Below are 19,142 nucleotides of genomic sequence, written 5' to 3'. Positions count from 1 at the left end.
ACGGCGCATGTACAGTCTTGAAGAGCTGGTCAACCGCCTTGGTGGAGAACTGGTCGGCGATGGCAAGGTCGTCGTCCGGCGGGTAGCCACGCTTGATCAGGCGGGAGAGGGCGATCTCTCCTTCCTCGCCAATCCACGCTACGTTTCCAAGCTGAAGTCCAGCCAGGCGGCGGCAGTCATCGTCGGCCCTGGCGCACGGGACCTCCTGACCGACCGTCCGCGCATTGTGGCGCCGGACCCCTACCTGCATTTCGCGCGCGTCGCCCAGTTTTTCAACCCGCCTGAGCCTGCGGTTCCCGGCATCCATCCGACAGCGGCGGTTTCGGTAGCGATTCCTGCGTCGGTGTCGGTCGCCGCCGGGGTAGTCATAGAAGCCGGTGCGAGGATCGGCGAAGACGTCGTAATCGGCGCCGGCAGCTACATTGGCAGGAATTGTGCGGTAGGGCGGGGCACTCGCATTTCTCCCCGGGTCTCTATCTATGCCGACTGCGTGATAGGGCAGGATTGCCTGATCCATTCCGGCGCCGTCATTGGCTCGGACGGTTTTGGCTTTGCCCGTGAGAAGAGCGGCGCCTGGGTGAAGATTCCCCAGGTTGGCCGGGTCGTCATTGGTGATGAGGTGGAGATCGGCGCAAACACCACGATAGACCGCGGTGCGCTTGACGATACCTGGATCGGCAAGGGTGTGAAGATAGACAACCAGATCCAGATCGGCCACAACGTCCGCATCGGCGATTACACCGCCATTGCTGGCTGCGTGGGGATCGCCGGCAGCACCGTCATCGGTGCGCGCTGCATGGTGGGCGGTCAGGCTGGCATCATCGGGCACCTGCATATCGCCGACGACGTGGTGATTTCCGCCGGCACGCTGGTGACCAAATCGATCAACAAGGCGGGGGTCTATACCGCCAATCTGCCCGTCCAGGGCCACGCGGACTGGGTGAAAAACTTCGCCCATCTTCGCCATCTGGACGCCCTGGTGGATAGAATACGCGCCCTCGAACAACGCCTCGAAGAAAAGAGCTCGAACTGAACGACATGGACATCAACGAAATCCTCAAGTACCTGCCCCATCGTTACCCCTTCCTGCTGGTGGACCGGGTGCTGGAACTGGAGGAGGGCAAGCGCATCCTGGCGCTGAAGAACGTCACCATGAACGAGCCCTTTTTCCCCGGTCATTTTCCCCACCACCCGGTGATGCCGGGCGTGCTGATCATTGAGGCCATGGCCCAGGCGGCGGCCTTGCTGTCGTTCAAGACCATGGGGATGCAGCCCGACGAGAATTCGGTGGTGCTGTTCGCCGGCATCGACGGCGTTCGCTTCAAGCGTCCGGTGGTGCCGGGCGACCAGTTGTTGTTCGACGTCTCCATTACCCAGAACAAGCGCAATATCTACAAGTACAAGGGTGTCGCCCGTGTCGGTGACGAGATCGCCACCGAAGCCGAACTGATGTGTGCGCTCAAGACCCTGTGATGATCCACCCGACCGCGATCGTTCATCCTGGGGCCAAGCTGGGCGCCAACGTGGAGGTCGGCGCCTACTCCATCATCGGCGAGCATGTCGAGATCGGCGACGGCAGCCGCATCGGGCCGCACGTCGTCGTCGAGGGCCATACCCGCATCGGGCGCGACAACGAGATTTTCCAGTTCTGTTCCATCGGCGCGGTGCCGCAGGACAAGAAGTACGACGATGAGCCGACCCGGCTGGAAATCGGCGATCGCAACACCATCCGCGAGTACTGCTCCTTCAATGTCGGTACCAGCCAGGATGCGCACGTCACCCGCATCGGTAGCGACAACTGGATCATGGCCTATGTGCACGTGGCCCATGACTGCCAGGTGGGCGATCACACCATCTTCGCCAACAACGCCACCTTGGCCGGCCATGTCCACGTCGGCGACTGGGCAATCCTTGGCGGGTTCACCGGGGTGCACCAGTTCTGCCGCGTCGGGGCGCACAGCTTCTGCGGCGTCGGCACCGTGTTGCTGCAGGATCTGCCGCCTTTCGTCACTGTGGCCGGTAATCCGGCGGCGCCGCATGGCATCAACAGCGAAGGGCTGAAGCGGCGCGGCTATTCCAGCGAAGGCATCGCCGCCATCAAGCGTGCCTACCGTGTGCTGTATCGCTCCGGCCTCAAGCTGGACGAGGCGCGGGAGCAGGTCGCGGAGATCGCCGCCGAATTCCCTGAAGTGGCCCTGTTCTCCGAATTTATCGCCGCCTCCGGTCGCGGTATCGTTCGGTGAAGCCATGGCCCCGCGTATCGCCATGGTTGCCGGAGAAGCGTCCGGCGACTTGCTCGCCAGCCACCTGATCCGCGCCATCAAGCGCCACTGCCCGGACGCGCAGTTCTATGGCATTGGCGGCCCCAAGATGCAGGCCGAGGGTTTTGATGCGCGCTGGCCTTCGGAACTGCTGGCGGTGCACGGCTATGTGGATGCGCTCAAGCGCTACCGCGAGCTCTCGGGTATCCGCAAGGCGTTGTTGAAGGACATCCTGCGCAACCGCCCGTCGGCGTTCATCGGTGTGGACGCACCCGATTTCAATCTGTGGTTGGAAGGCAAGGTGAAGTCCGCCGGGCTGCCGGCGGTGCACTTCGTCAGCCCCTCGATCTGGGCCTGGCGCGGCGGCAGGATAAAACGCATCGCGCGTTCGGTCACCCGCATGCTGTGCCTTTTCCCTTTCGAGCCCGAGATCTACGATAGAGCCGGTGTGCCGGTGAGCTATGTCGGTCATCCGCTGGCCGACGTCTTTCCGCTGGAGCCCAGCCGGGCCGCCGCGCGGGAACGGCTGGGCCTCTCCGCCAAGCTCAGGGTGGTCGCGATGCTGCCTGGCAGTCGCCAGTCCGAGGTCCGCAACCTCGGTGAGACCTTCATCGCCACCGCCCGCCTGATGGCGGAGCGCAATCCGGACGCTGTCTTCCTGGTACCACTGGCTACGCGGGAGACGCGTGAGCTGTTCCAGGAGGCGATGCACAGGCAGGAGGCCGGCGAGTTGCCCATCCGCCTCCTGTTTGGTCATGCGGTGGATGCGATGACAGCGGCGGACGTGGTGCTGGTCGCCAGTGGCACCGCCACGCTGGAAGCCGCGCTGCTGAAACGTCCCATGGTGATCACTTACCGCATGGGCAAGTGGCAGTATCGCTTGATGAAGCGCATGGCCTACCTGCCCTGGGTGGGCCTGCCGAACGTACTGTGTGGCGAATCGGTGGTGCCCGAACTGCTGCAGGACGAAGCCACGCCGGAGCGCCTCGCCGAGGCGCTGGAAGCCTGGCTGGCAAATGCTTCCGCCTGCGCGGAACTGGAGCAACGTTTCACCGAGCTGCACCTTACGCTGCGGCAGAACACCGCGGAGAAGGCCGCCGCCGCCATCCTGCCGTATCTCGGCGACAACCCTCAGTGGCGCGCAGCGCACAAGCCGGCATGACGACCTTGTTGATCTGCGGGGTGGACGAGGCCGGTCGCGGCCCGCTGTGCGGTGTGGTGGTGGCCGCCGCGGTCATCCTGGACCCGCTGCGGCCGATTGCCGGCCTTGCCGATTCCAAGAAGTTGACCGAGCGGGCACGGGAGCGCCTGGCCTTGCAGATCCGTGAGCAGGCGCTGGCCTGGGCGGTGGCAGAGGCCAGCGTCGAGGAGATAGACCGCCTCAACATCCTGCACGCCAGCATGCTGGCCATGCGCCGGGCGGTGATCGCATTGGGCCAGGCGCCCGGCGAGGTGCTGGTCGATGGCAACCGCTGTCCGGATGTACCTTATCCGGCGCGCGCCATCGTCAAGGGCGACGCCACCGAGCCGGCCATTTCCGCCGCCTCCATCCTGGCCAAAACCGAGCGCGACCGGCAGATGCGAGAGCTGGACATCCTCTATCCCCACTACGGACTCGCCGCCCACAAGGGCTATCCGACGGCCGCACACCTGGATGCCCTGCGCCGCCATGGCGTAGCTGACTTCTACCGCCGCAGCTTCGCTCCAGTGCGCGAGGTCATCGCCAATCCGCCCTTGTGGATCGAGGAGCCGCAGACATGACCTTCCACCACCTGATGCTGTTCCTGCATGTACTGGCGGTGACGGCCTGGGTGGGCGGAATGGCGTTCGCCTGGGGGTGTTTGCGGCCGGCGGTGGGGGTGCTCGCGCCGGCACAGCGCCTCGCCTTATGGGTGGCGGTACTTGGGCGTTTCTTCCTGCTGGTATGGATCGCCATCGCGCTCCTGTTGCTGTCCGGCAGTGCGATGCTGATGGAGGTCGGCTTCGCCCGGGCGCCCGCCGCCTGGCATGCGATGACTTTTACCGGCCTGGTGATGATCGCCGTCTTCCTCTCCATCTGGTTCGGCCCCTGGCGCTCCCTGCGACAGGCGGTGCATGTGGAGGATTGGGCCCGCGGCGCCATCGCGATGAACCGCATCCGCCAGCGCGTCGCCTTCAACCTCGCACTGGGCGTGGTCACCATCGCCGCCGCAACCCTGGGGCTGGCGTTCTGAGGGCCGCGTGAAGACGATCAGTTCGCGCGACAACCCGACGCTGAAGAAACTGCATGGTGTGGCGAGCTCGGCAAGGGAACGGCGCAAGCACGGGCTGACGCTGCTGGATGGGCCACATCTGCTCGCTGCCGCACTGGACGCGGGCTGGCCGTTGCAGGCGGTCTATCTGGCCGAATCCGCCAGGGAAGCGGCGGAAATCGCCGATCTGCTCGCACGCCTGCCAGCGCAGCTGGAGCCGGTTCGGCTACCGGACGCCCTGTTCGCCCACATCAGCCCGGTGGATGCGCCCTCCGGCATCCTCGCCGCGATTGCCCTGCCGGGCGCCGCGGCCCCCTCCCGAAAGCCCGGTTCCCTCCTGGTGCTGGACGGCGTGCAGGACCCCGGCAATCTCGGCACCCTGCTGCGCACCGCCGCGGCTGCGGGGCTGAGTGAGGTGCTGCTCGGGGAAGGCTGCGCCCAGGCCTGGTCGCCGCGGGCGCTGCGCGCCGCCATGGGCGCGCACTTCCTGCTACGCATCTGCGAGCGCTGCGATCTGCTTGCCGCGCTGCAGGATTATCCCGGCAAGGTGCTGGCGACGGCTTTGGTACATGGCTCACGCTCCCTCTACGAAGTGCCGCTGGACGGTCCGGTGGCCTGGCTGTTCGGCGCGGAGGGGCAGGGGCTGTCACCCGAGTTGCTGCGGCGTGCCGATGCCACCGTGCTGATTCCGATGGCGGCGGGCGTCGAGTCCCTCAACGTCGCTGCCGCAGCCGCCATCTGCTTGTTCGAACAGCGCCGACAGACGAACCTAGGCTGATCGACCTAGTCCGGAACGTGACGTTGTCGACTTGACAATGTCGTTTTCCTCCAGCGAAGCTCCTTGCCACAAAAGAAAGAGCGGGCATCAAGCCGCTCAGGGGACAAGGATTCCACCAAAGGAGGAGACGCCGATGCCGGCATACGCCAAGACCCGCAAAGGGCTGGAGGAAATGGAAGTTCGCCGCGGGGCGCTGGGGCCGCGCGCACGCCGCCTGCTGATTCTGGCGGATGGCAAACGGGATAGCGCGGAACTGCAGCGCATGTTGCCCGATCCCGCTTTCGCGGAGACCCTGGCCGAACTGGAGCGCGAGGGCTACATCGAGGCGGTGGCCGGCGCATTGGCGCAGGAAACCGCAGCGCCGGCTGTTCCTGCCCCAAGCGCGTCCGCGCGGCCCGCCGAGGTGCCGCAAGATCCCGTCGTGCGCCATCAGATGGCGCGCAACTTCATGCTCAATACCCTGAAGACCTTCAGTGGCCCCTACGCCAAGCTGAGCTTGATGGAACGCATCGATGCCAGCCGCGACGGCGCCGAGCTGCGCCTGCTGCTGGAGGACTGGATGAAGGCGATGAACGAGAGCAGCGCCGCGCGTCCTCAGGCTGCCGCGCTGCGGGCGAGGCTGGAGGCGGTGATCTGAGCGTGCGATGGGATTCCCCGGTGGATCAGGCCCTTCAGCCGAGCCGGAAATGTCGTTCGCCCTGAGTCCTTGGGCATTGCTCAGCGTCAGTCCATCGAAGGGTTTTGCCACGCAGGGCGCGGGCTGTGGTGAGTAGTCTGCCTCCGAACCCGCCGAAGGACTGCCAGGCCCGACGGGGCCGCTGCGGACTGGCTTGTCTTCTCCCGTCAGGCGGGAAGGCGTAGTCCGCAGCGTGCGGCGGCTTCCGCCGGCGAGTCCAGATGGGGCAGCACGCCCAGCAACGGCGTTTCCAGGCGCTGCCGCAATGCTTCTACGTTCTCCTCGAACCGCAGCATGGCCGGATCCACGGTGTTCGCAACCCAGCCGGCCAGTTCCAGGTCGCGTTGGCGTATGGCTTCGGCGGTGAGCAACGCATGGCTGATGCAGCCTAGCCGCATGCCGACGACCAGGATTACCGGCAGGCCGAAGTCGCGGGCAAGGTCGGCGGTGTCGTAGTCGTGGCGCAGCGGAACCCGGAAACCGCCCACGCCTTCCACCAGCACGATGTCCGCCTGCCGGCGCAACTCGCCGAAGGCCCGCAGCAGGGGAGCGGTTGCGATGGTGCGCCCTTCCTCTTGTGCGGCGATATGCGGGGCGATGGGGCTGCGCAGGCAGTAGGGGTTCAGCAGCGCCAGGCCGGGATCGAAGCTGCTGGCTTCCCGCAGGCAGGCGGCGTCCTCGTTGATCCATTCGCCATTCCGCTGTTCGGCGCCGGCGGCGACCGGCTTCATGCCCAGCGCGCTCAGCCCCTGGGCGCGGGCGGCATGGAGCAGGGCACAGGTGGAGTAGGTCTTGCCGATCTCGGTGTCGGTGCCGGTGATGAACCAGGCGCGGGCCAGCGTCATGCGGGTCTCTCCAGGCAGAGGAGGATGAGGTCGTAGCTTGCCGGCAGGCTGCCGTCGGCCAGGCGGTGGCGTTCGTAGGCGGCCTCCAGACGGTGCCATGCCATGCGGCCCAGCGGCTTGCGGCGACGGCCGGGGCCGATCCGGTGAGCGCCGATCTGCTTGATATCGCGCAGCAGGCGCTTCAAGTCCGCTGCCCGGGCGTAGACCCTGCTGCCATCCCGTGCAGTGCAGTCCAGCCCCGCGCTGGCGGCGCTTTCCAGCCAGTGGGCGAGCGGATGGAAGGAGATGACGTGGCGGTCGTCATCCACCGCGGCGAAGGCTGCGCGCAGCTCCCACAGCGTCTCTGGCCCCAGCGTGGCGATCCAGGCGCGGCCGCCCGGCGTCAGCACGCGGGCGATCTCCCCCAGCGCGGTGGCTGGCTCGCACCACTGCAGGGCCAGGCTGGACCAGACGGCGTCCAGGCTGGCGTCGGCAAGCGGCAAGCTCTCCAGGTCGCCGCACAGGCGCGCGGCGGCCGCGGCCGGCAGTTGGGCCAGCATGGCGGGGGCGAAGTCCAGCGCGATGCGCTCGGCTTGAGGCCACAGGCGCGCCAGCGCTTCCTGGCCGTGGCCGGTGCCGCAGCCGCCGTCCAGGATGCGACGTGGTGTCGGCCCGGCTTGTGCCAGTACGAAATCCGCCAGCCGCGCGCTGATCTCCCGCTGTAGCGCTGCTGCCGCGTCATAGCTCGCGGCCGCCCGGTCGAAGGCCTGGCGGACTGCGCGCTTGTGCGCGCGCCGCTCCTCCGCCTCAGGCTGCACGGAAATCGTCCAGTAGCGCCGCGCAGGCCTCGGCGTGGCTCAGCGGCAGGGCGTGGCCGGCCTGTTCCAGCAGGTGCAGCTCGGCAGCCGGCAGCTCGCTGGCCAGCCAGCGGGATGCGCCGGCTGGCATCAGGGCGTCGGCGGCGCCGTGGAGGAGGCGTACCGGGCAGCGGATGTCGCGGGCGGCCGGCCGCAGATCGCTTTCGGCCAGGAGGCGCAGGCCGTCGGCGAAGCCGTTTCCGCTCCTGCCTGCGCCCGGCGCCGCCGTGGGGTCCCGGGCGTCGGCCAAGGCTTGCTGCAGGCGCTTGCGCGCCGGGTCGCCCAGCAGTTGCAGGGCGAGGAAGCGGCGCAGGGTTGCTTCCGGGGCCTGATCGTAGCCGCCGCGGAAGCCGGCGACGATGTCGGCCGCCAGTCCATGGGGCCAGTCCGCGCCGGCGACGAAACGCGGCGTGGCGCCGATGAGCAGCAGCCCGGCGACCCGCTCCGGATGGCGCGCCGCGATGTCCAGCGCCAGCATGCCGCCCAGCGACCAGCCGCAGTACACCGCCAGGGGTGGCAGCGCCGCCAGCAGTGCATCGCTCCATCCGGCGAGGCTGGCGCCGACGGCCGGGCTGCCATCGTGACCGGGCAAGGCGGGAGCGTATACCGGCGTATCGGCGGACAGCAGGGCGCGCACGCCTGTCCACACCGTGGGGCGCATGGCCCAGCCATGCAGCAGCACGACGGGCGAGCGCTTCAAGATGCCGGCCTCTTGCCGCCCAGGTCGCGCTCCTGGTCGGCCAGCGCGTCCGCCAGGCGATGCACGTCCTCCAGGCTGTGGGCGGCGGATAGCGAGATGCGCAGGCGGGCGCTGCCGGCGGGAACGGTGGGCGGGCGGATGGCGGGCACCCACAGGCCGGCTTCCATCAGCCCCTGCGCCACCGTCACCGCGGCGGCGTTGTCGCCTATCACCAGCGGTTGTATGGGGGTTGAGGAGGGCAGCAGGCGCCAGCGCGAGCCAGCCAAGCGTGCCTGCAGGGTTGCGATCAGGAGGGCGAGGTGGGCGCGGCGCTCGTCGCCATCGCGGATTAGTGCCAGGCTGGCGAGCAGGGCTTGGGCCAGCGCCGGCGGAGCGCCGGTGGTGAAGATGTAGGTGCGCGCCTTCTGCAGCAGCCATTCGACGACGTCGGCCTGGCCGGCGGCAAAGGCGCCGGAGACGCCGGCGGCCTTGCCCAGGGTGCCGACGTAGATCAGACGCCAGGAGGCCAGCCCCAGTGAGACCAGCGCGCCACGGCCTTGCGGGCCGAGCACGCCGAAGCCGTGGGCGTCATCCACCATCAGCCAGGCGTCGTGGCGCTCGGCCAGGGCGAGCAGTTCGGCCAGCGGGGCGATGTCGCCGTCCATGCTGAACACGCTGTCGGTGACGATGAGCTTGCGCTTCGCAGTGCTGGCAACCAGCCGGCTTTCCAGCGCGGCGCAGTCGGCATGCGGGTAGCGGTGCGTCTCGGCGCGGGAGAGCAGCATGCCGTCCACCAGCGAGGCATGGTTCAGGCGGTCGGCGAAGACAGCGTCGCCGCGGCCGACCAGGGCGGGGATGACGCCGCTGTTGGCCATGTAGCCGGTGGAGAAGTAAAGCGCGCGCTCGCAGCCGACGAAGCCGGCGAGTTGCCGCTCCAGTTCGTCATGGCAGTCGTAGTGGCCGCTGACCAGGTGGGAGGCGCCGGAGCCGGTGCCCCAGCGCTGCGCGCCCGCCGCCAATGCGGCAGCCAGTTCCGGCGCACCGGCGAGGCCAAGATAGTCGTTGCTGCAGAAGGACAGCAGCCGGCGGCCGTCCACTTCCGCCCAGGGGCCGCAGGGCAAGGCGTTGCTGCGGCGGCTGCGCAGCAGGGATTGGCGGCGCAGGCCGGCCAGGTCGGCCTGCAGGTCGTCGAGCAGGCGGCTCATCTCAGTTCAGCACCACGTCCAGCGCGGCGGCGGCGGCGCTCACCAGGTGCTCGCATTCGGCTTGGTCGAGGATGTAGGGCGGCATGAAGTAGACGGTATTGCCTATCGGCCGCAGCAGTGCGCCTTGTTCCAGCGCGGCGGTGAAGAAGCGGCGGGCGAAATCCGGCGCGGCGCCGGCCACGTCGAAGGCGAAGATCATGCCGCGGCGGCGCAGATGGCGGATGGCGGCATGCCTGCCTAAGCGTTCGCGCAGCAACTGCTCCAGGCGGTCGCCACGGCTGCGGTTGGTGGCGAGCACCTCGTCCTCGGTGAAGATGTCCAGCGTCGCCAGCGCTGCCCGGCAGGCCAGGGGATTGCCGGTATAGGAGTGGGAGTGCAGGAAGCCGCGGGCGCTCTCGTCGGCGTAGAAGCCGTGGTAGATCTCGTGGCGGCTGAGCACCAGCGACAACGGCAGGTAGCCGCCGGAGATGCCCTTGGACAGGCAGAGGAAATCCGGCCAGCCGGCGTGCGTGCTGTTGTCCACCTGTTCCCAGGCGAAGAAGCTGCCGGTGCGGCCGCAGCCGACGGCGATCTCGTCAGCGATCAGATGTACCTGGTAGCGGTCGCACAGGGCACGGGCGAGGCGCAGGTACTCCTCGTCGTACATCACCATGCCGGCGGCGCCCTGTACCAGCGGCTCTACGATCAGCGCGGCGGTTTCTGCGTGGTGTTCTTCGAGGTGACGTTCCAGCGCACGGGCGGCCTGGCGGGCGATGTCTGCGGCGGAGATCCCTCCGCTGGCGAGGCGGCTGTCCGGCACCGGCACGACTGCGCCAGGGCGCACCAGCGGTGCGTAGGCGTCGCGGAACAGTGGCACGTCGGTCACCGCCAGTGCGCCGGCGGTTTCGCCGTGATAACTGCCGGCGAGGCTGACGAAACGGTTCTTGGCCGGCAGGCCGCGGTTGCGCCAATAGTGCACGCTCATCTTCAACGCGATCTCGGTGGCCGAGGCGCCATCCGAAGCGTAGAAGGCGTGGCCCAGGCGGTGGCCGCTGAGCGCGCTCAGGCGTTCGGACAACTCCACCACTGGCGGATGGGTGAAGCCGGCTAGCATCGCATGTTCCAGCCTGTCCAACTGGTCGTGCAGCGCGGCGCCGATGCGCGGGTTGCAGTGGCCGAAGAGATTCACCCACCAGGAGCTGATGCCGTCCAGCAGGCGGCGGCCGTCCTCGGTGATCAGCCAGGCGCCTTCGCCTTTCACCACCGGCACCAGCGGCATGGACTCGTGGTGCTTCATCTGGGTGCAGGGATGCCAGACGGAAGCCAGGGAACGCTGGAGCAGGTTGGCGGACATGGGGAATGGAGGGCGGGGGCGTAGAACCGGCGAATGGTGCGCAATCGGTCCGGAGGTGTCAAACCGGCGCTGCGGGATGGGGGCTTCCGGGCTAACATCGCGCGTCGCCGGTGAACTTCCGCACCGGGGCCCAAAGCAACAGCATTGCGATCCAGTCATTCCCCCAATCCGTTTTCAGCGATTCGCCCCATGATTCTCGTCATCTCCCCCGCCAAAGCCCTCGACTACGACACGCCCCCCACCACCAGCACGTACACCCAGCCGGATTTCCTCGATCAGGCACAAGGCTTGATCGACATCCTGCGCGAGAAATCCCCGGCGCAGATCGCCGAGCTGATGTCCCTGTCCGACCACCTTTCCACGCTGAATGCGGCGCGCTATTCCGCCTGGTCGCGGCCCTTCGACAGCGGCAACGCCAAGCAGGCGGTGCTGGCCTTCAATGGCGATGTCTATGAAGGCCTGGCCGCGCCCACGCTGGACGAAGCCGGCCTGGCCTGGGCGCAGGACCACCTGCGCATCCTCTCCGGCCTTTACGGTGTGCTGCGGCCGCTGGACCTGATGCAGCCTTATCGCCTGGAAATGGGCACCAAGTTGGCCAACCCCGCCGGCAAGGATCTGTACGCTTATTGGGGAGAACGCATCACCGACGAGTTGAATGCGCTGCTGGCCCGGGAGGAGAAGGCGGGGCGCGAGCCGGTGCTGGTCAATCTGGCGTCCGGCGAGTACTTCAAGTCGGTGAAGCCGCGCAAACTGCGCGGCCGGCTGGTGACACCGGTGTTCGAGGACTGGAAGGCCGGCCAGTACAAGATCATCAGCTTCTACGCCAAGCGCGCTCGCGGTTTGATGAGCCGCTATGCCATCGACCAGCGGGTGGAAGACGTAGATACGCTGAAGGGCTTCAACAGCGAAGGCTATGCCTACGACGAGGCCGCTTCCGACGGCGACACCTGGGTCTTCCGCCGCCGCGTGGCTTGAGCACCGACCCGCATGCCGCGCCGGCAAATTCCGTGCGCGGCCAAGGAGAGCACCATGCGCATCAGCGCCTGCTTCGACTCCGGCGCCATCGAGGTCGTCAGCCTGGCCGACCCGGCCGACATCCGCCTGCGGCTGCGGGCGGACAACGCTGCCGCCTTCCGCCAGTGGTTCCACTTCCGCCTGCACGGCGCCGCCGGCAAGGCGGTGCGCATGGTGTTCGAGAACGCCGCCGACGCCGCCTACCCGGACGGCTGGCCGGACTACCGCTGTGTGGCCTCCTATGACCGCCAGGAATGGTTCCGCGTCGGGACCACCCGCTACGAGAACGGTCAGCTCATCATCGAGCACCAGCCCGAGTTCGACAGCGTCTATTACGCCTACTTCGAGCCCTATTCGCTGGAACGCCACCTGGATCTGCTGGGCCGCGTCCAGCGCTCGCCCCATGCGGTAGTGCGCAACCTGGGCGCTACGGTGGAAGGGCGGGATCTGGACATGGTGGTGGTCGGCCGTGAGTTTCCCGGCCGCAAGCCGGTGTGGATCACCGCGCGCCAGCATCCGGGCGAAAGCATGGCGGAGTGGTTCGTGGAAGGGCTGCTGGAGCGCTTGCTGGACGAGGCCGACCCGGTGGCGCGGCGCTTGCGGGAGCAGGCGCTGCTCTACATCGTGCCCAACATGAACCCGGACGGCGCGGTGCGCGGCAATCTGCGAACCAACGCCGCCGGCCGCAACCTGAACCGCGAGTGGCGCAACCCGGACGTGGCAAGCAGCCCGGAGGTGTTTTACGTTCGCCAGGCGATGGAAGCCAGCGGCTGCGTGCTTTTCCTCGACATCCATGGCGACGAGGCGCTGCCCTACGTATTCTTTTCCACCGCGGAAGAGGTGCCCGGCTTCACCCCGGCGATGGCGCAGCAGCAGGCCCGCTTCGTCGCTGCCTTCTCAGCCGCCAGCCCGGACTTCCAGACCCTGCATGGCTATCTGCCGGGGCGCTTCGGCGAGGAGTTGCTGTCGCTGGCGAGCAAGTGGGTGGCACACCGTTTCGGCTGCGTGTCGCTGACGCTGGAGATGCCGTTCAAGGACAACGCCAATCTGCCGGACGGCGAGCGGGGCTGGAACGGCGAGCGCAGCAAGCGCCTGGGCGCCGCCATGCTGCCGGCCATCCTGGGGCATGTCCAGGGTGGCGGCTGAGGCGCTGCGAGGGGGAGGGCAGGCGCCTGCTGGCGCCCGCAAGGCATGAAGCTGACGGCAGGAGCGCCGCCGCGCTGCTCGGAGGTTCAGCCGGCGAACAGCGCCAGGATGCCGTCCAGGCCGACAAAATCCAGCCGGTAATCCGCCGCTTCCCGCAGCACCGGCTTGGCGTGATAGGCGATGCCGACGCCGGCGGCTTCCAGCATCGGCTTGTCGTTGGCACCGTCGCCGGCGGCGATCACCTGTTGCGGGGGCAGGCCGAGTTCATCGCGGATGCGGCGCAAGTGGGCGGCCTTGGCCTCGCCATCCACCACCGGGCCGGTGACCTTGCCGGTCAGCCGGCCATCCAGCACTTCCAACTGGTTGGCATAGGCGTAGTCGAAGCCCAGGCGCTGTTGCAGCCGCTCGGTGAAATAGGTGAAGCCGCCGGAGACCAATACGGTGCGCACGCCGGCGTCGCGCAGCCCGCGCATGAGTACTTCCGCGCCGGGGTTGAGTTGCAGCCTTTCCTCGTAGACGCGGCCCAGCGCGCTTTCAGGCAGGCCGGCGAGCAGGGCGACGCGGCGGTTCAGGGATTCGCGGAAGTCGATCTCGCCGCGCATCGCCGATTCGGTAATGGCGGCCACCTCCTGCTTCAACCCCTGCATGTCGGCGATCTCGTCGATGCACTCGATGTTGATCAGCGTCGAATCCATGTCGGTGACGAACAGGCCCATGTCCGTCAGCCTGCGGCCGGGCGGCACCCAGGCCCAGTCGATGTCGTGGGCGCGGCAGTGAGGTGCGATGTCGGTCGCCGGGTCTGCGCCCAGCAGGCGAAAGGCACTGGGGGTGATCTGCTCGATGGCGCTGGCGCGCACCAGCTTGGCCAGCGTTTTCAAGGCGAGGTTGTCGATGTCCTCGCCCTGGGCGACGAGGTTCATGCGCGCTCCCGCCGGGCCAGGGCTTCGCGCAGCACGGTGTGGGCGCCACGGATCATGTCCACCGTGGTGTCCCAGCCGACGCAGCCGTCGGTGACGGAACAGCCGTACTTCAGCTGCGACAGGTCGGCGGGAATCGGCTGGTTGCCGGCTTCGATGAAGCTCTCGATCATCAGGCCGACCACCGAGCGGTTGCCCTCGCGGATCTGGTGGATCACGTCCTTCATCACCAGCGGCTGCATCTCCGGCTTCTTCCACGAGTTGGCATGGGAACAGTCGACCACGATGTTTACCGGCAGCTTGGCCTTGCCCAGCGCCTGCTCGGCCAGCGAGATGGAGACGGTGTCGTAGTTCGGCCGACCGCCGCCGCCGCGCAGCACCACATGGCCGTGGCGGTTGCCGCGGGTGCGCAGGATGGCGGACTGGCCGCGGCCGTTCACACCGAGGAAGCTGTGGGGGTTGGAGGCGGAGATGATGGCGTTGATCGCCACCTCCAGGTCGCCGTCGGTGGCGTTCTTGAAGCCCACCGGGGTGGACAGGCCGGAGGCCATCTCGCGGTGGGTCTGGGATTCGGAGGTGCGGGCGCCGATGGCGGTCCAGGAGATCAGGTCGCCGTAGTACTGCGGCGCGATCGGGTCCAGCGCCTCGGTGGCGGTCGGCAGGCCGGTTTCGCTGACGTCCAGCAGGAAGCGGCGGGCCTTGGCCATGCCTTCGTCGATGCGGAAGGAGTCGTCCATGTAGGGATCGTTGATGAATCCCTTCCAGCCGGTGGAGGTGCGCGGCTTCTCGAAGTAGACGCGCATCACCAGCAACATGGTTTCGGACACCTCGTCGGCCAGCGCCTTCAGCCGGCGGGCGTAGTCCAGGCCGGCGGCCGGGTCGTGGATGGAGCAGGGGCCGACGACGACGAAGAGGCGCGGGTCCTTGCGGTCCAGGATGTCGGCAAGGGCCTGGCGGCCGGCGAGCACCGCGGCGGCGGCACGGTCGGTCAGCGGGACGGCGGCCTTGATCTCCTCCGGAGAGGGCATGTGATCGACCGCGGCAATGTTCAGGTTCTCGGTCTGGGCGACAGACATGATGCGCTCCCGCAGCACAGGGAAAAGAGCGGCATTGTAACGCTGCGGCCCAGCTCTGCCGTAGCTTCCTCTGTGGGAAACACCGGTGTGGGCGGGCGGGGGGGCTGGGTGAGCGCATGTTGCTAAGGTAATATCCGCCGATTCCAGTTTCGGCGCTTCGTTCATGGCTCGCGCATGCGCCAGGCCGAGCCTCCGCCCAAGGTGGAAGACCCCCGGTTCCACCCACCCGAGTGTGATGAAGCGCTTATTCGCTGGTCCGTGCCTGTTCCTGTTCGCCGCCTCCGTTTGGAGCGCGGCGGGCTATTCCAGCTACTCCAGCTATTCCCCGGCGCGTCCACAACCCACCAGCCTGGCGCCGCTCAGCGGTGAGCTTCCGGTCATCGCCCTGGGCATACGCGGATCAGCCCGGCAAGTGAACACGGCCGAGCTGGAGCGCGGCATGCTCTACCAGGTTCGCACCCGCAGCTTCTGGCCGGCGGACGACGGCGTCTACCAGGGCCCGCTGTTGGCCGACGTGCTGAGCCGTTACGGCATGGGCAAGGTCAAGGCCATACGGGTGTTCGGCGGCGATGGCTTCTCGCAACTCATTCCCTGCGAGGACTGGGAGCGCTGGCCGCTGGTGCTCGCCACCCGCCGCGAGGGCCATCCCTTGTCCCGGCGGGAGAAGGGGCCGGTACGCATCATCTACCCGCGCGACATGGACAAGACACTGGAGGACACGCTTTACCGCCTCCGCTGGGTCTGGCTCATAGAGCGCATCGAGCCGGTGAACTGAGCATGCCGCGTGTGATCCAGGTCTGGCGTCGTCGTTTCTATGTGCTCGCGCTGCTGGCGCTGTCGCTTTCGGCCGTTGGCATGGTGCAGCTGTGGGTGAATGTCTCGCGCATCGAGGCGGCGCTGCCGCTGACCTCGCTTTACCGCGAGCGCGACTTTTCCGCCTTCTTCCACGACCTCACCCGGCTGGAGGCCGCCTTGCAGCTTGCGGCGGCGGTGCCCACTGAGAAGAACTACGCCGCGCTGGACTTCGCCCTCGACCTCGCCGCTCTGCGCCAGCGCGACAACATCGGCGTGTACGGCGAGTCCGGCGTCGAGGGCCTGGACGCCTTCAACCGCGAGCTGGCGGCGGTGCTGGCGCGCCTGGACACGCTGAGCGCCAGCCAGCCGCCTGACAGCGCCGGATTGAGCGCAGAGCTGGAGAGGATGAGCGCCCTGCGCCGGGAACTGCAGTCGCTCAACGATGCCCTGTTCCAGTCGTCGATGGAGCAGGCCTCCCGCCAGCGCACCTCGCTGGGCGAGTTGCGGCAGAGCATGTCCGCCCTCATCGTGTTGCTGGGGGCTTTCGGCCTGGGGCTGGCCGGGCTGCTGCTGCGCCAGCAGCGCAGCATCCGCGCCCTGGAGCAGCGCGACGGGGAACTGCGCGCCGGCGAGGCGGTGCAACGGGAACTGCGCGAGCGGCTGGAGAAGATCGCCGACAACGTTCCCGGCGTCATCTACCAGTACCGCCAGAGCGTGGACGGCCGTTCCGCCTATCCCTACGCCAGCCAGGGCATACGCGCGCTGTTCGGGGTGTCGCCGGAAGAGGTGCGACGAGATGGCAACAAGGTACTGGCCGCCATCCATCCCGAGGACCGCGAGCGGGTCAAGGAGTCCTTGCTGCTGTCGGCCCAGACGCTGCAGCCGTGGAACTGCGAGTACCGCGTCGCCCGCCAGGAGAGCCCGGTGTGGGTGAGCGCCTACGCCACGCCGCAGCTGGAAGGCGATGGCAGCGTGCTGTGGCACGGCTATGCCCACGACGTCAGCCGCCACAAGGCGGCTGAGGACGAAATCCGCCAGCTCGCCTTCTACGACCCGCTCACCGGCTTGCCCAATCGCCGCCTGCTGATGGACCGCCTGCGCCATGCCCTGGCCGGACATGTCCGCGGCCAGCGTCACGGCGCGCTGCTGTTCATCGATCTGGACAACTTCAAGACGCTGAACGACACGCAGGGCCACGAGTACGGCGATCATCTGCTGTGCCAGGTAGCGGAGCGGCTGGTGGCCTCGGTGCGTGGGGCAGACACCGTGGCCCGACTGGGCGGCGATGAGTTCGTCGTCATGCTTGAGGACCTCAGCGCCGGTGCGCGGGAGGCGGTGGCGGCGGCCGAGGCGGTGGGCGACAAGATACTGCTTGCCCTCAACAGCCCCTACACCATCGCCGGCCGTGAATTCCACAGCACGCCCAGCATAGGCATCACCTTGTTCGATGCTGCCGACCAGCACATCGACGAGCTGTTGAAGCGCGCCGACCTGGCGATGTACCAGGCCAAGGAAGCCGGCCGCAACACCTTGCGCTTCTTCGACCCCGCCATGCAGGCGGAGGTGGCGGCGTATTCCGCGCTGGAGTCCGATCTGCGCCAGGCGCTGAGGGAAGGGCAGTTCCTGCTGCACTACCAGCCGCAGCTGGACCGCGGTGGCAAGGCCACCGGCGCGGAAGCGCTGCTGCGCTGGCACCACCCGGTGCGCGGCAACATCCCGCCGTCCGAGTTCATTGCGCTGGCGGAGCGCAGCGGCCTCATCGTGCCCATAGGCCGCTGGGTGCTGGAAACCGCCTGCCGCCAGCTGGCCGCCTGGGCGCAGTTGCCGGACACGGCCCAGCTGACGCTGGCAGTGAACGTTAGCGTGCGCCAGTTCCGCCACCCGGATTTCGTCGACCTGGTGGTGGGCGCGCTGGACCGCAGCGGCGCCGATCCGCTGCGCCTCAAGCTGGAACTGACCGAGAGCCTGCTGCTGGACGACGTGGAGGAGATCGTCGCCAAGATGACGCGCCTGAAGCAGCTGGGCGTCGGCTTCTCGCTGGACGACTTCGGCACCGGCTATTCCTCGCTGGCCTACCTGAAGCGCCTGCCGATAGAGCAGCTGAAGATAGACCGCTCCTTCGTCCGCGATGTGCTTACCGACCCGAACGACGCGGTGATCGCCCGCACCATCATCGCCCTCGGCCAGAGCCTGGGCCTGAGCGTGATGGCGGAAGGGGTGGAAACGGAAGCGCAGTACGCCTTCCTCTCCCGCCATGGCTGCGAGGCCTTCCAGGGCTTCCTGTTCGGCCAGCCGAAGGCGGAATGGAGCCTGCTGGGGGCGAGCCCGGCGGGCAGCTTCGGCTGATTTCGCCGCTGCCGGCGGCGGCGCTACAGCCAGCGCGCCTTCTTGAAGCGCCAGTACAGCAGGCCGCAGGATGCGGCGATCAGGCCCAGCGCGGTCGGGTAGCCGTACTCCCACTGCAGCTCCGGCATGTGCACGAAGTTCATGCCCCAGACGCCGGCGAAGGCGGTGGCGACGGCGAATATCCCCGCCCAGGCCGCCAGCCGCTTGCTCACCTCGGTCTGGTCGATGGCGACCATGGAGAGGTTCACCTGGATGGCGGTGGCGATGGTTTCACGCGTGCTGTCCAGCGAGGCATTGATGCGGGTGAGGTGGTCGTAGACGTCGCGGAAGTAGTTGCGGCTGCTGCTGCACACCGGCGGCACCCGGCCGCTCTGCAGCTTGCCGGCGGCCTCCATCAGCGGCGTCACCGCATGCTTCAGCACCGTCACCTTGCGTTTCAGGCGGTAGAGGCGGCGGATGCTGCTGGTACGTGCCGCGCCCTTGGTGAAGATGCGCTCCTCCAGCAGCTCCAGTTCGTTCTCCAGCTTCTCGATCAGCGGGAAGTAGCGGTCCACCACCGCGTCCATCAGCGCGTAGAACACGTAGCCGGAACCGCGCGCCAGCATCTTGGGCTCGCGCTCGCAGCGCGCCCGCACGCCGAGGAAATCCTGTTTGCTGCCGCTGCGCACCGAGAGGATGTAGTTGGGGCCGACGAAGACGTCCACCTCGCCGACATGAAGCTGGCCCTCATGCTCCTCGACCAGGTGCATCACCGCGAACACCTCGTCGCCGTACTCCTCGATCTTGGGCCGCTGGTGGCCGTGGGCGGCGTCCTCGATGGCGAGCTCGTGCAGGTTGAACTCCTGCTTCATAGTCGCCAGCTCCTCGGTGGTGGCATCCTTCAGCGCCACCCAGACGAAGCAGTCCGGCTTGGCCAGGTAGTCGCTGATCTGCTCGACTTGGAGGTCGGCCAGCTTGCGGCCGTGCTGGTAGGCAATGCAGTTGATCAGCATGGGGCGTCCTCC

20 protein-coding genes are annotated in these 19,142 nt (G+C 67.8%); 12 read left to right on the top strand and 8 right to left on the bottom strand.

Features of this window, described 5'->3' with window-relative positions; genetic code table 11:
• Positions 1-7: 7 nt before the first annotated feature.
• The 8 genes from lpxD to C7389_RS22410 are packed head-to-tail and all read left to right on the top strand — an operon-like array spanning position 8 to position 5,907.
• The gene (gene lpxD / locus C7389_RS22445; protein WP_133594902.1) at positions 8-1,033 is read left to right on the top strand and encodes a UDP-3-O-(3-hydroxymyristoyl)glucosamine N-acyltransferase; all 1,026 of its coding nucleotides are present in this window, start codon (positions 8-10) and stop codon (positions 1,031-1,033) included.
• A 5-nt stretch (positions 1,034-1,038) separates the two neighbouring features.
• Positions 1,039-1,473, top strand: a complete 435-nt coding sequence (gene fabZ, locus C7389_RS22440; protein ID WP_133594901.1) for a 3-hydroxyacyl-ACP dehydratase FabZ — start codon at positions 1,039-1,041, stop codon at positions 1,471-1,473.
• Positions 1,473-2,243 carry an acyl-ACP--UDP-N-acetylglucosamine O-acyltransferase gene (lpxA, locus tag C7389_RS22435; protein WP_133594900.1) on the top strand — a complete coding sequence of 257 codons (771 nt, stop codon included), beginning with the start codon at positions 1,473-1,475 and terminating at the stop codon, positions 2,241-2,243. Before fabZ ends, lpxA begins: the two co-directional genes overlap by 1 nt.
• A 4-nt stretch (positions 2,244-2,247) precedes the next feature.
• Entirely contained in the window at positions 2,248-3,423 is a 1,176-nt protein-coding gene (lpxB, locus tag C7389_RS22430; protein ID WP_133594899.1) for a lipid-A-disaccharide synthase, read from the top strand.
• Positions 3,420-4,022 (top strand): ribonuclease HII, encoded by a 603-nt coding sequence (gene rnhB / locus C7389_RS22425; RefSeq protein WP_133594898.1) that lies wholly within the window; start codon positions 3,420-3,422, stop codon positions 4,020-4,022. The genes lpxB and rnhB overlap by 4 nt, the downstream gene beginning before the upstream one ends.
• Positions 4,019-4,474: a CopD family protein gene (locus C7389_RS22420; RefSeq protein WP_133594897.1), complete on the top strand. Its 456-nt coding sequence runs from the start codon at positions 4,019-4,021 to the stop codon at positions 4,472-4,474. Before rnhB ends, C7389_RS22420 begins: the two co-directional genes overlap by 4 nt.
• A gap of 7 nt (positions 4,475-4,481) precedes the next feature.
• Positions 4,482-5,270: a TrmH family RNA methyltransferase gene (locus tag C7389_RS22415; protein WP_133594896.1), complete on the top strand. Its 789-nt coding sequence runs from the start codon at positions 4,482-4,484 to the stop codon at positions 5,268-5,270.
• 37 nt (positions 5,271-5,307) lie between these two features.
• Positions 5,308-5,907, top strand: a complete 600-nt coding sequence (locus C7389_RS22410; RefSeq protein WP_246034934.1) for a hypothetical protein — start codon at positions 5,308-5,310, stop codon at positions 5,905-5,907.
• A gap of 206 nt (positions 5,908-6,113) precedes the next feature.
• Here the strand turns inward: C7389_RS22410 and bioD are convergent, their stop codons facing one another.
• The 5 genes from bioD to bioA are packed head-to-tail and all read right to left on the bottom strand — an operon-like array spanning position 6,114 to position 10,844.
• Positions 6,114-6,791, bottom strand: coding sequence for a dethiobiotin synthase (gene bioD / locus C7389_RS22405; protein ID WP_133594894.1), 678 nt, complete (start codon positions 6,789-6,791; stop codon positions 6,114-6,116).
• Positions 6,788-7,588, bottom strand: coding sequence for a methyltransferase domain-containing protein (locus C7389_RS22400; protein ID WP_133594893.1), 801 nt, complete (start codon positions 7,586-7,588; stop codon positions 6,788-6,790). Before C7389_RS22400 ends, bioD begins: the two co-directional genes overlap by 4 nt.
• Complete coding sequence (locus tag C7389_RS22395) at positions 7,578-8,327, bottom strand: alpha/beta fold hydrolase (protein WP_133594892.1); 750 nt, start codon at positions 8,325-8,327, stop codon at positions 7,578-7,580. Before C7389_RS22395 ends, C7389_RS22400 begins: the two co-directional genes overlap by 11 nt.
• Positions 8,324-9,511 carry an 8-amino-7-oxononanoate synthase gene (gene bioF, locus C7389_RS22390; protein WP_133594891.1) on the bottom strand — a complete coding sequence of 396 codons (1,188 nt, stop codon included), beginning with the start codon at positions 9,509-9,511 and terminating at the stop codon, positions 8,324-8,326. Before bioF ends, C7389_RS22395 begins: the two co-directional genes overlap by 4 nt.
• 1 nt (position 9,512) lies before the next feature.
• The gene (bioA, locus tag C7389_RS22385) at positions 9,513-10,844 is read right to left on the bottom strand and encodes an adenosylmethionine--8-amino-7-oxononanoate transaminase (protein WP_133594890.1); all 1,332 of its coding nucleotides are present in this window, start codon (positions 10,842-10,844) and stop codon (positions 9,513-9,515) included.
• A 189-nt stretch (positions 10,845-11,033) separates the two neighbouring features.
• Between bioA and yaaA the strand changes: the two genes are divergently transcribed.
• Positions 11,034-11,819 (top strand): peroxide stress protein YaaA, encoded by a 786-nt coding sequence (gene yaaA, locus C7389_RS22380; RefSeq protein ID WP_133594889.1) that lies wholly within the window; start codon positions 11,034-11,036, stop codon positions 11,817-11,819.
• Positions 11,820-11,873: 54 nt separating this feature from the next.
• The gene (locus C7389_RS22375; protein ID WP_133594888.1) at positions 11,874-13,004 is read left to right on the top strand and encodes a M14 family metallopeptidase; all 1,131 of its coding nucleotides are present in this window, start codon (positions 11,874-11,876) and stop codon (positions 13,002-13,004) included.
• An 86-nt stretch (positions 13,005-13,090) separates the two neighbouring features.
• Here the strand turns inward: C7389_RS22375 and serB are convergent, their stop codons facing one another.
• Together serB and C7389_RS22365 are read right to left on the bottom strand one after the other, a co-directional pair.
• Entirely contained in the window at positions 13,091-13,924 is an 834-nt protein-coding gene (serB, locus tag C7389_RS22370) for a phosphoserine phosphatase SerB (protein ID WP_133594887.1), read from the bottom strand.
• The gene (locus tag C7389_RS22365) at positions 13,921-14,997 is read right to left on the bottom strand and encodes a 3-deoxy-7-phosphoheptulonate synthase (RefSeq protein WP_133594886.1); all 1,077 of its coding nucleotides are present in this window, start codon (positions 14,995-14,997) and stop codon (positions 13,921-13,923) included. The genes serB and C7389_RS22365 overlap by 4 nt, the downstream gene beginning before the upstream one ends.
• A gap of 235 nt (positions 14,998-15,232) precedes the next feature.
• Here C7389_RS22365 and C7389_RS22360 point away from each other — a divergent pair, with 235 nt between their 5' ends.
• Positions 15,233-15,772 (top strand): molybdopterin-dependent oxidoreductase, encoded by a 540-nt coding sequence (locus C7389_RS22360; protein WP_133594885.1) that lies wholly within the window; start codon positions 15,233-15,235, stop codon positions 15,770-15,772.
• Between the two features lie 2 nt (positions 15,773-15,774).
• Positions 15,775-18,138, top strand: a complete 2,364-nt coding sequence (locus C7389_RS22355) for a putative bifunctional diguanylate cyclase/phosphodiesterase (RefSeq protein WP_133594884.1) — start codon at positions 15,775-15,777, stop codon at positions 18,136-18,138.
• Between the two features lie 23 nt (positions 18,139-18,161).
• On the opposite strand, the gene corA is transcribed toward C7389_RS22355, so the two are convergent.
• Complete coding sequence (corA, locus tag C7389_RS22350) at positions 18,162-19,130, bottom strand: magnesium/cobalt transporter CorA (RefSeq protein ID WP_133594883.1); 969 nt, start codon at positions 19,128-19,130, stop codon at positions 18,162-18,164.
• Between the last annotated feature and the right edge of the window lie 12 nt (positions 19,131-19,142).

Source organism: Azoarcus indigens (assembly GCF_004361735.1).
Lineage (GTDB): Bacteria > Pseudomonadota > Gammaproteobacteria > Burkholderiales > Rhodocyclaceae > Azoarcus > Azoarcus indigens.
The sequence above is the reverse complement of the archived record's forward strand: the minus strand, read 5'-3'. Positions and strand labels throughout refer to the sequence as shown.

What these genes read in the sequence shown, in the direction of transcription:
- corA (WP_133594883.1), bottom strand. Translation starts at nt 19,130, where the DNA reads ATGCTGATCAACTGCATTGCCTACCAGCACGGCCGCAAGCTGGCCGAC.
- yaaA (WP_133594889.1), top strand. Translation starts at nt 11,034, where the DNA reads ATGATTCTCGTCATCTCCCCCGCCAAAGCCCTCGACTACGACACGCCC.
- rnhB (WP_133594898.1), top strand. Translation starts at nt 3,420, where the DNA reads ATGACGACCTTGTTGATCTGCGGGGTGGACGAGGCCGGTCGCGGCCCG.
- C7389_RS22355 (WP_133594884.1), top strand. Translation starts at nt 15,775, where the DNA reads ATGCCGCGTGTGATCCAGGTCTGGCGTCGTCGTTTCTATGTGCTCGCG.
- C7389_RS22365 (WP_133594886.1), bottom strand. Translation starts at nt 14,997, where the DNA reads ATGTCTGTCGCCCAGACCGAGAACCTGAACATTGCCGCGGTCGATCAC.
- C7389_RS22420 (WP_133594897.1), top strand. Translation starts at nt 4,019, where the DNA reads ATGACCTTCCACCACCTGATGCTGTTCCTGCATGTACTGGCGGTGACG.
- bioD (WP_133594894.1), bottom strand. Translation starts at nt 6,791, where the DNA reads ATGACGCTGGCCCGCGCCTGGTTCATCACCGGCACCGACACCGAGATC.
- bioF (WP_133594891.1), bottom strand. Translation starts at nt 9,511, where the DNA reads ATGAGCCGCCTGCTCGACGACCTGCAGGCCGACCTGGCCGGCCTGCGC.
- lpxA (WP_133594900.1), top strand. Translation starts at nt 1,473, where the DNA reads ATGATCCACCCGACCGCGATCGTTCATCCTGGGGCCAAGCTGGGCGCC.
- lpxD (WP_133594902.1), top strand. Translation starts at nt 8, where the DNA reads ATGTACAGTCTTGAAGAGCTGGTCAACCGCCTTGGTGGAGAACTGGTC.
- C7389_RS22375 (WP_133594888.1), top strand. Translation starts at nt 11,874, where the DNA reads ATGCGCATCAGCGCCTGCTTCGACTCCGGCGCCATCGAGGTCGTCAGC.
- C7389_RS22360 (WP_133594885.1), top strand. Translation starts at nt 15,233, where the DNA reads ATGAAGCGCTTATTCGCTGGTCCGTGCCTGTTCCTGTTCGCCGCCTCC.
- serB (WP_133594887.1), bottom strand. Translation starts at nt 13,924, where the DNA reads ATGAACCTCGTCGCCCAGGGCGAGGACATCGACAACCTCGCCTTGAAA.
- lpxB (WP_133594899.1), top strand. Translation starts at nt 2,248, where the DNA reads ATGGCCCCGCGTATCGCCATGGTTGCCGGAGAAGCGTCCGGCGACTTG.
- fabZ (WP_133594901.1), top strand. Translation starts at nt 1,039, where the DNA reads ATGGACATCAACGAAATCCTCAAGTACCTGCCCCATCGTTACCCCTTC.
- bioA (WP_133594890.1), bottom strand. Translation starts at nt 10,844, where the DNA reads ATGTCCGCCAACCTGCTCCAGCGTTCCCTGGCTTCCGTCTGGCATCCC.
- C7389_RS22410 (WP_246034934.1), top strand. Translation starts at nt 5,308, where the DNA reads ATGTCGTTTTCCTCCAGCGAAGCTCCTTGCCACAAAAGAAAGAGCGGG.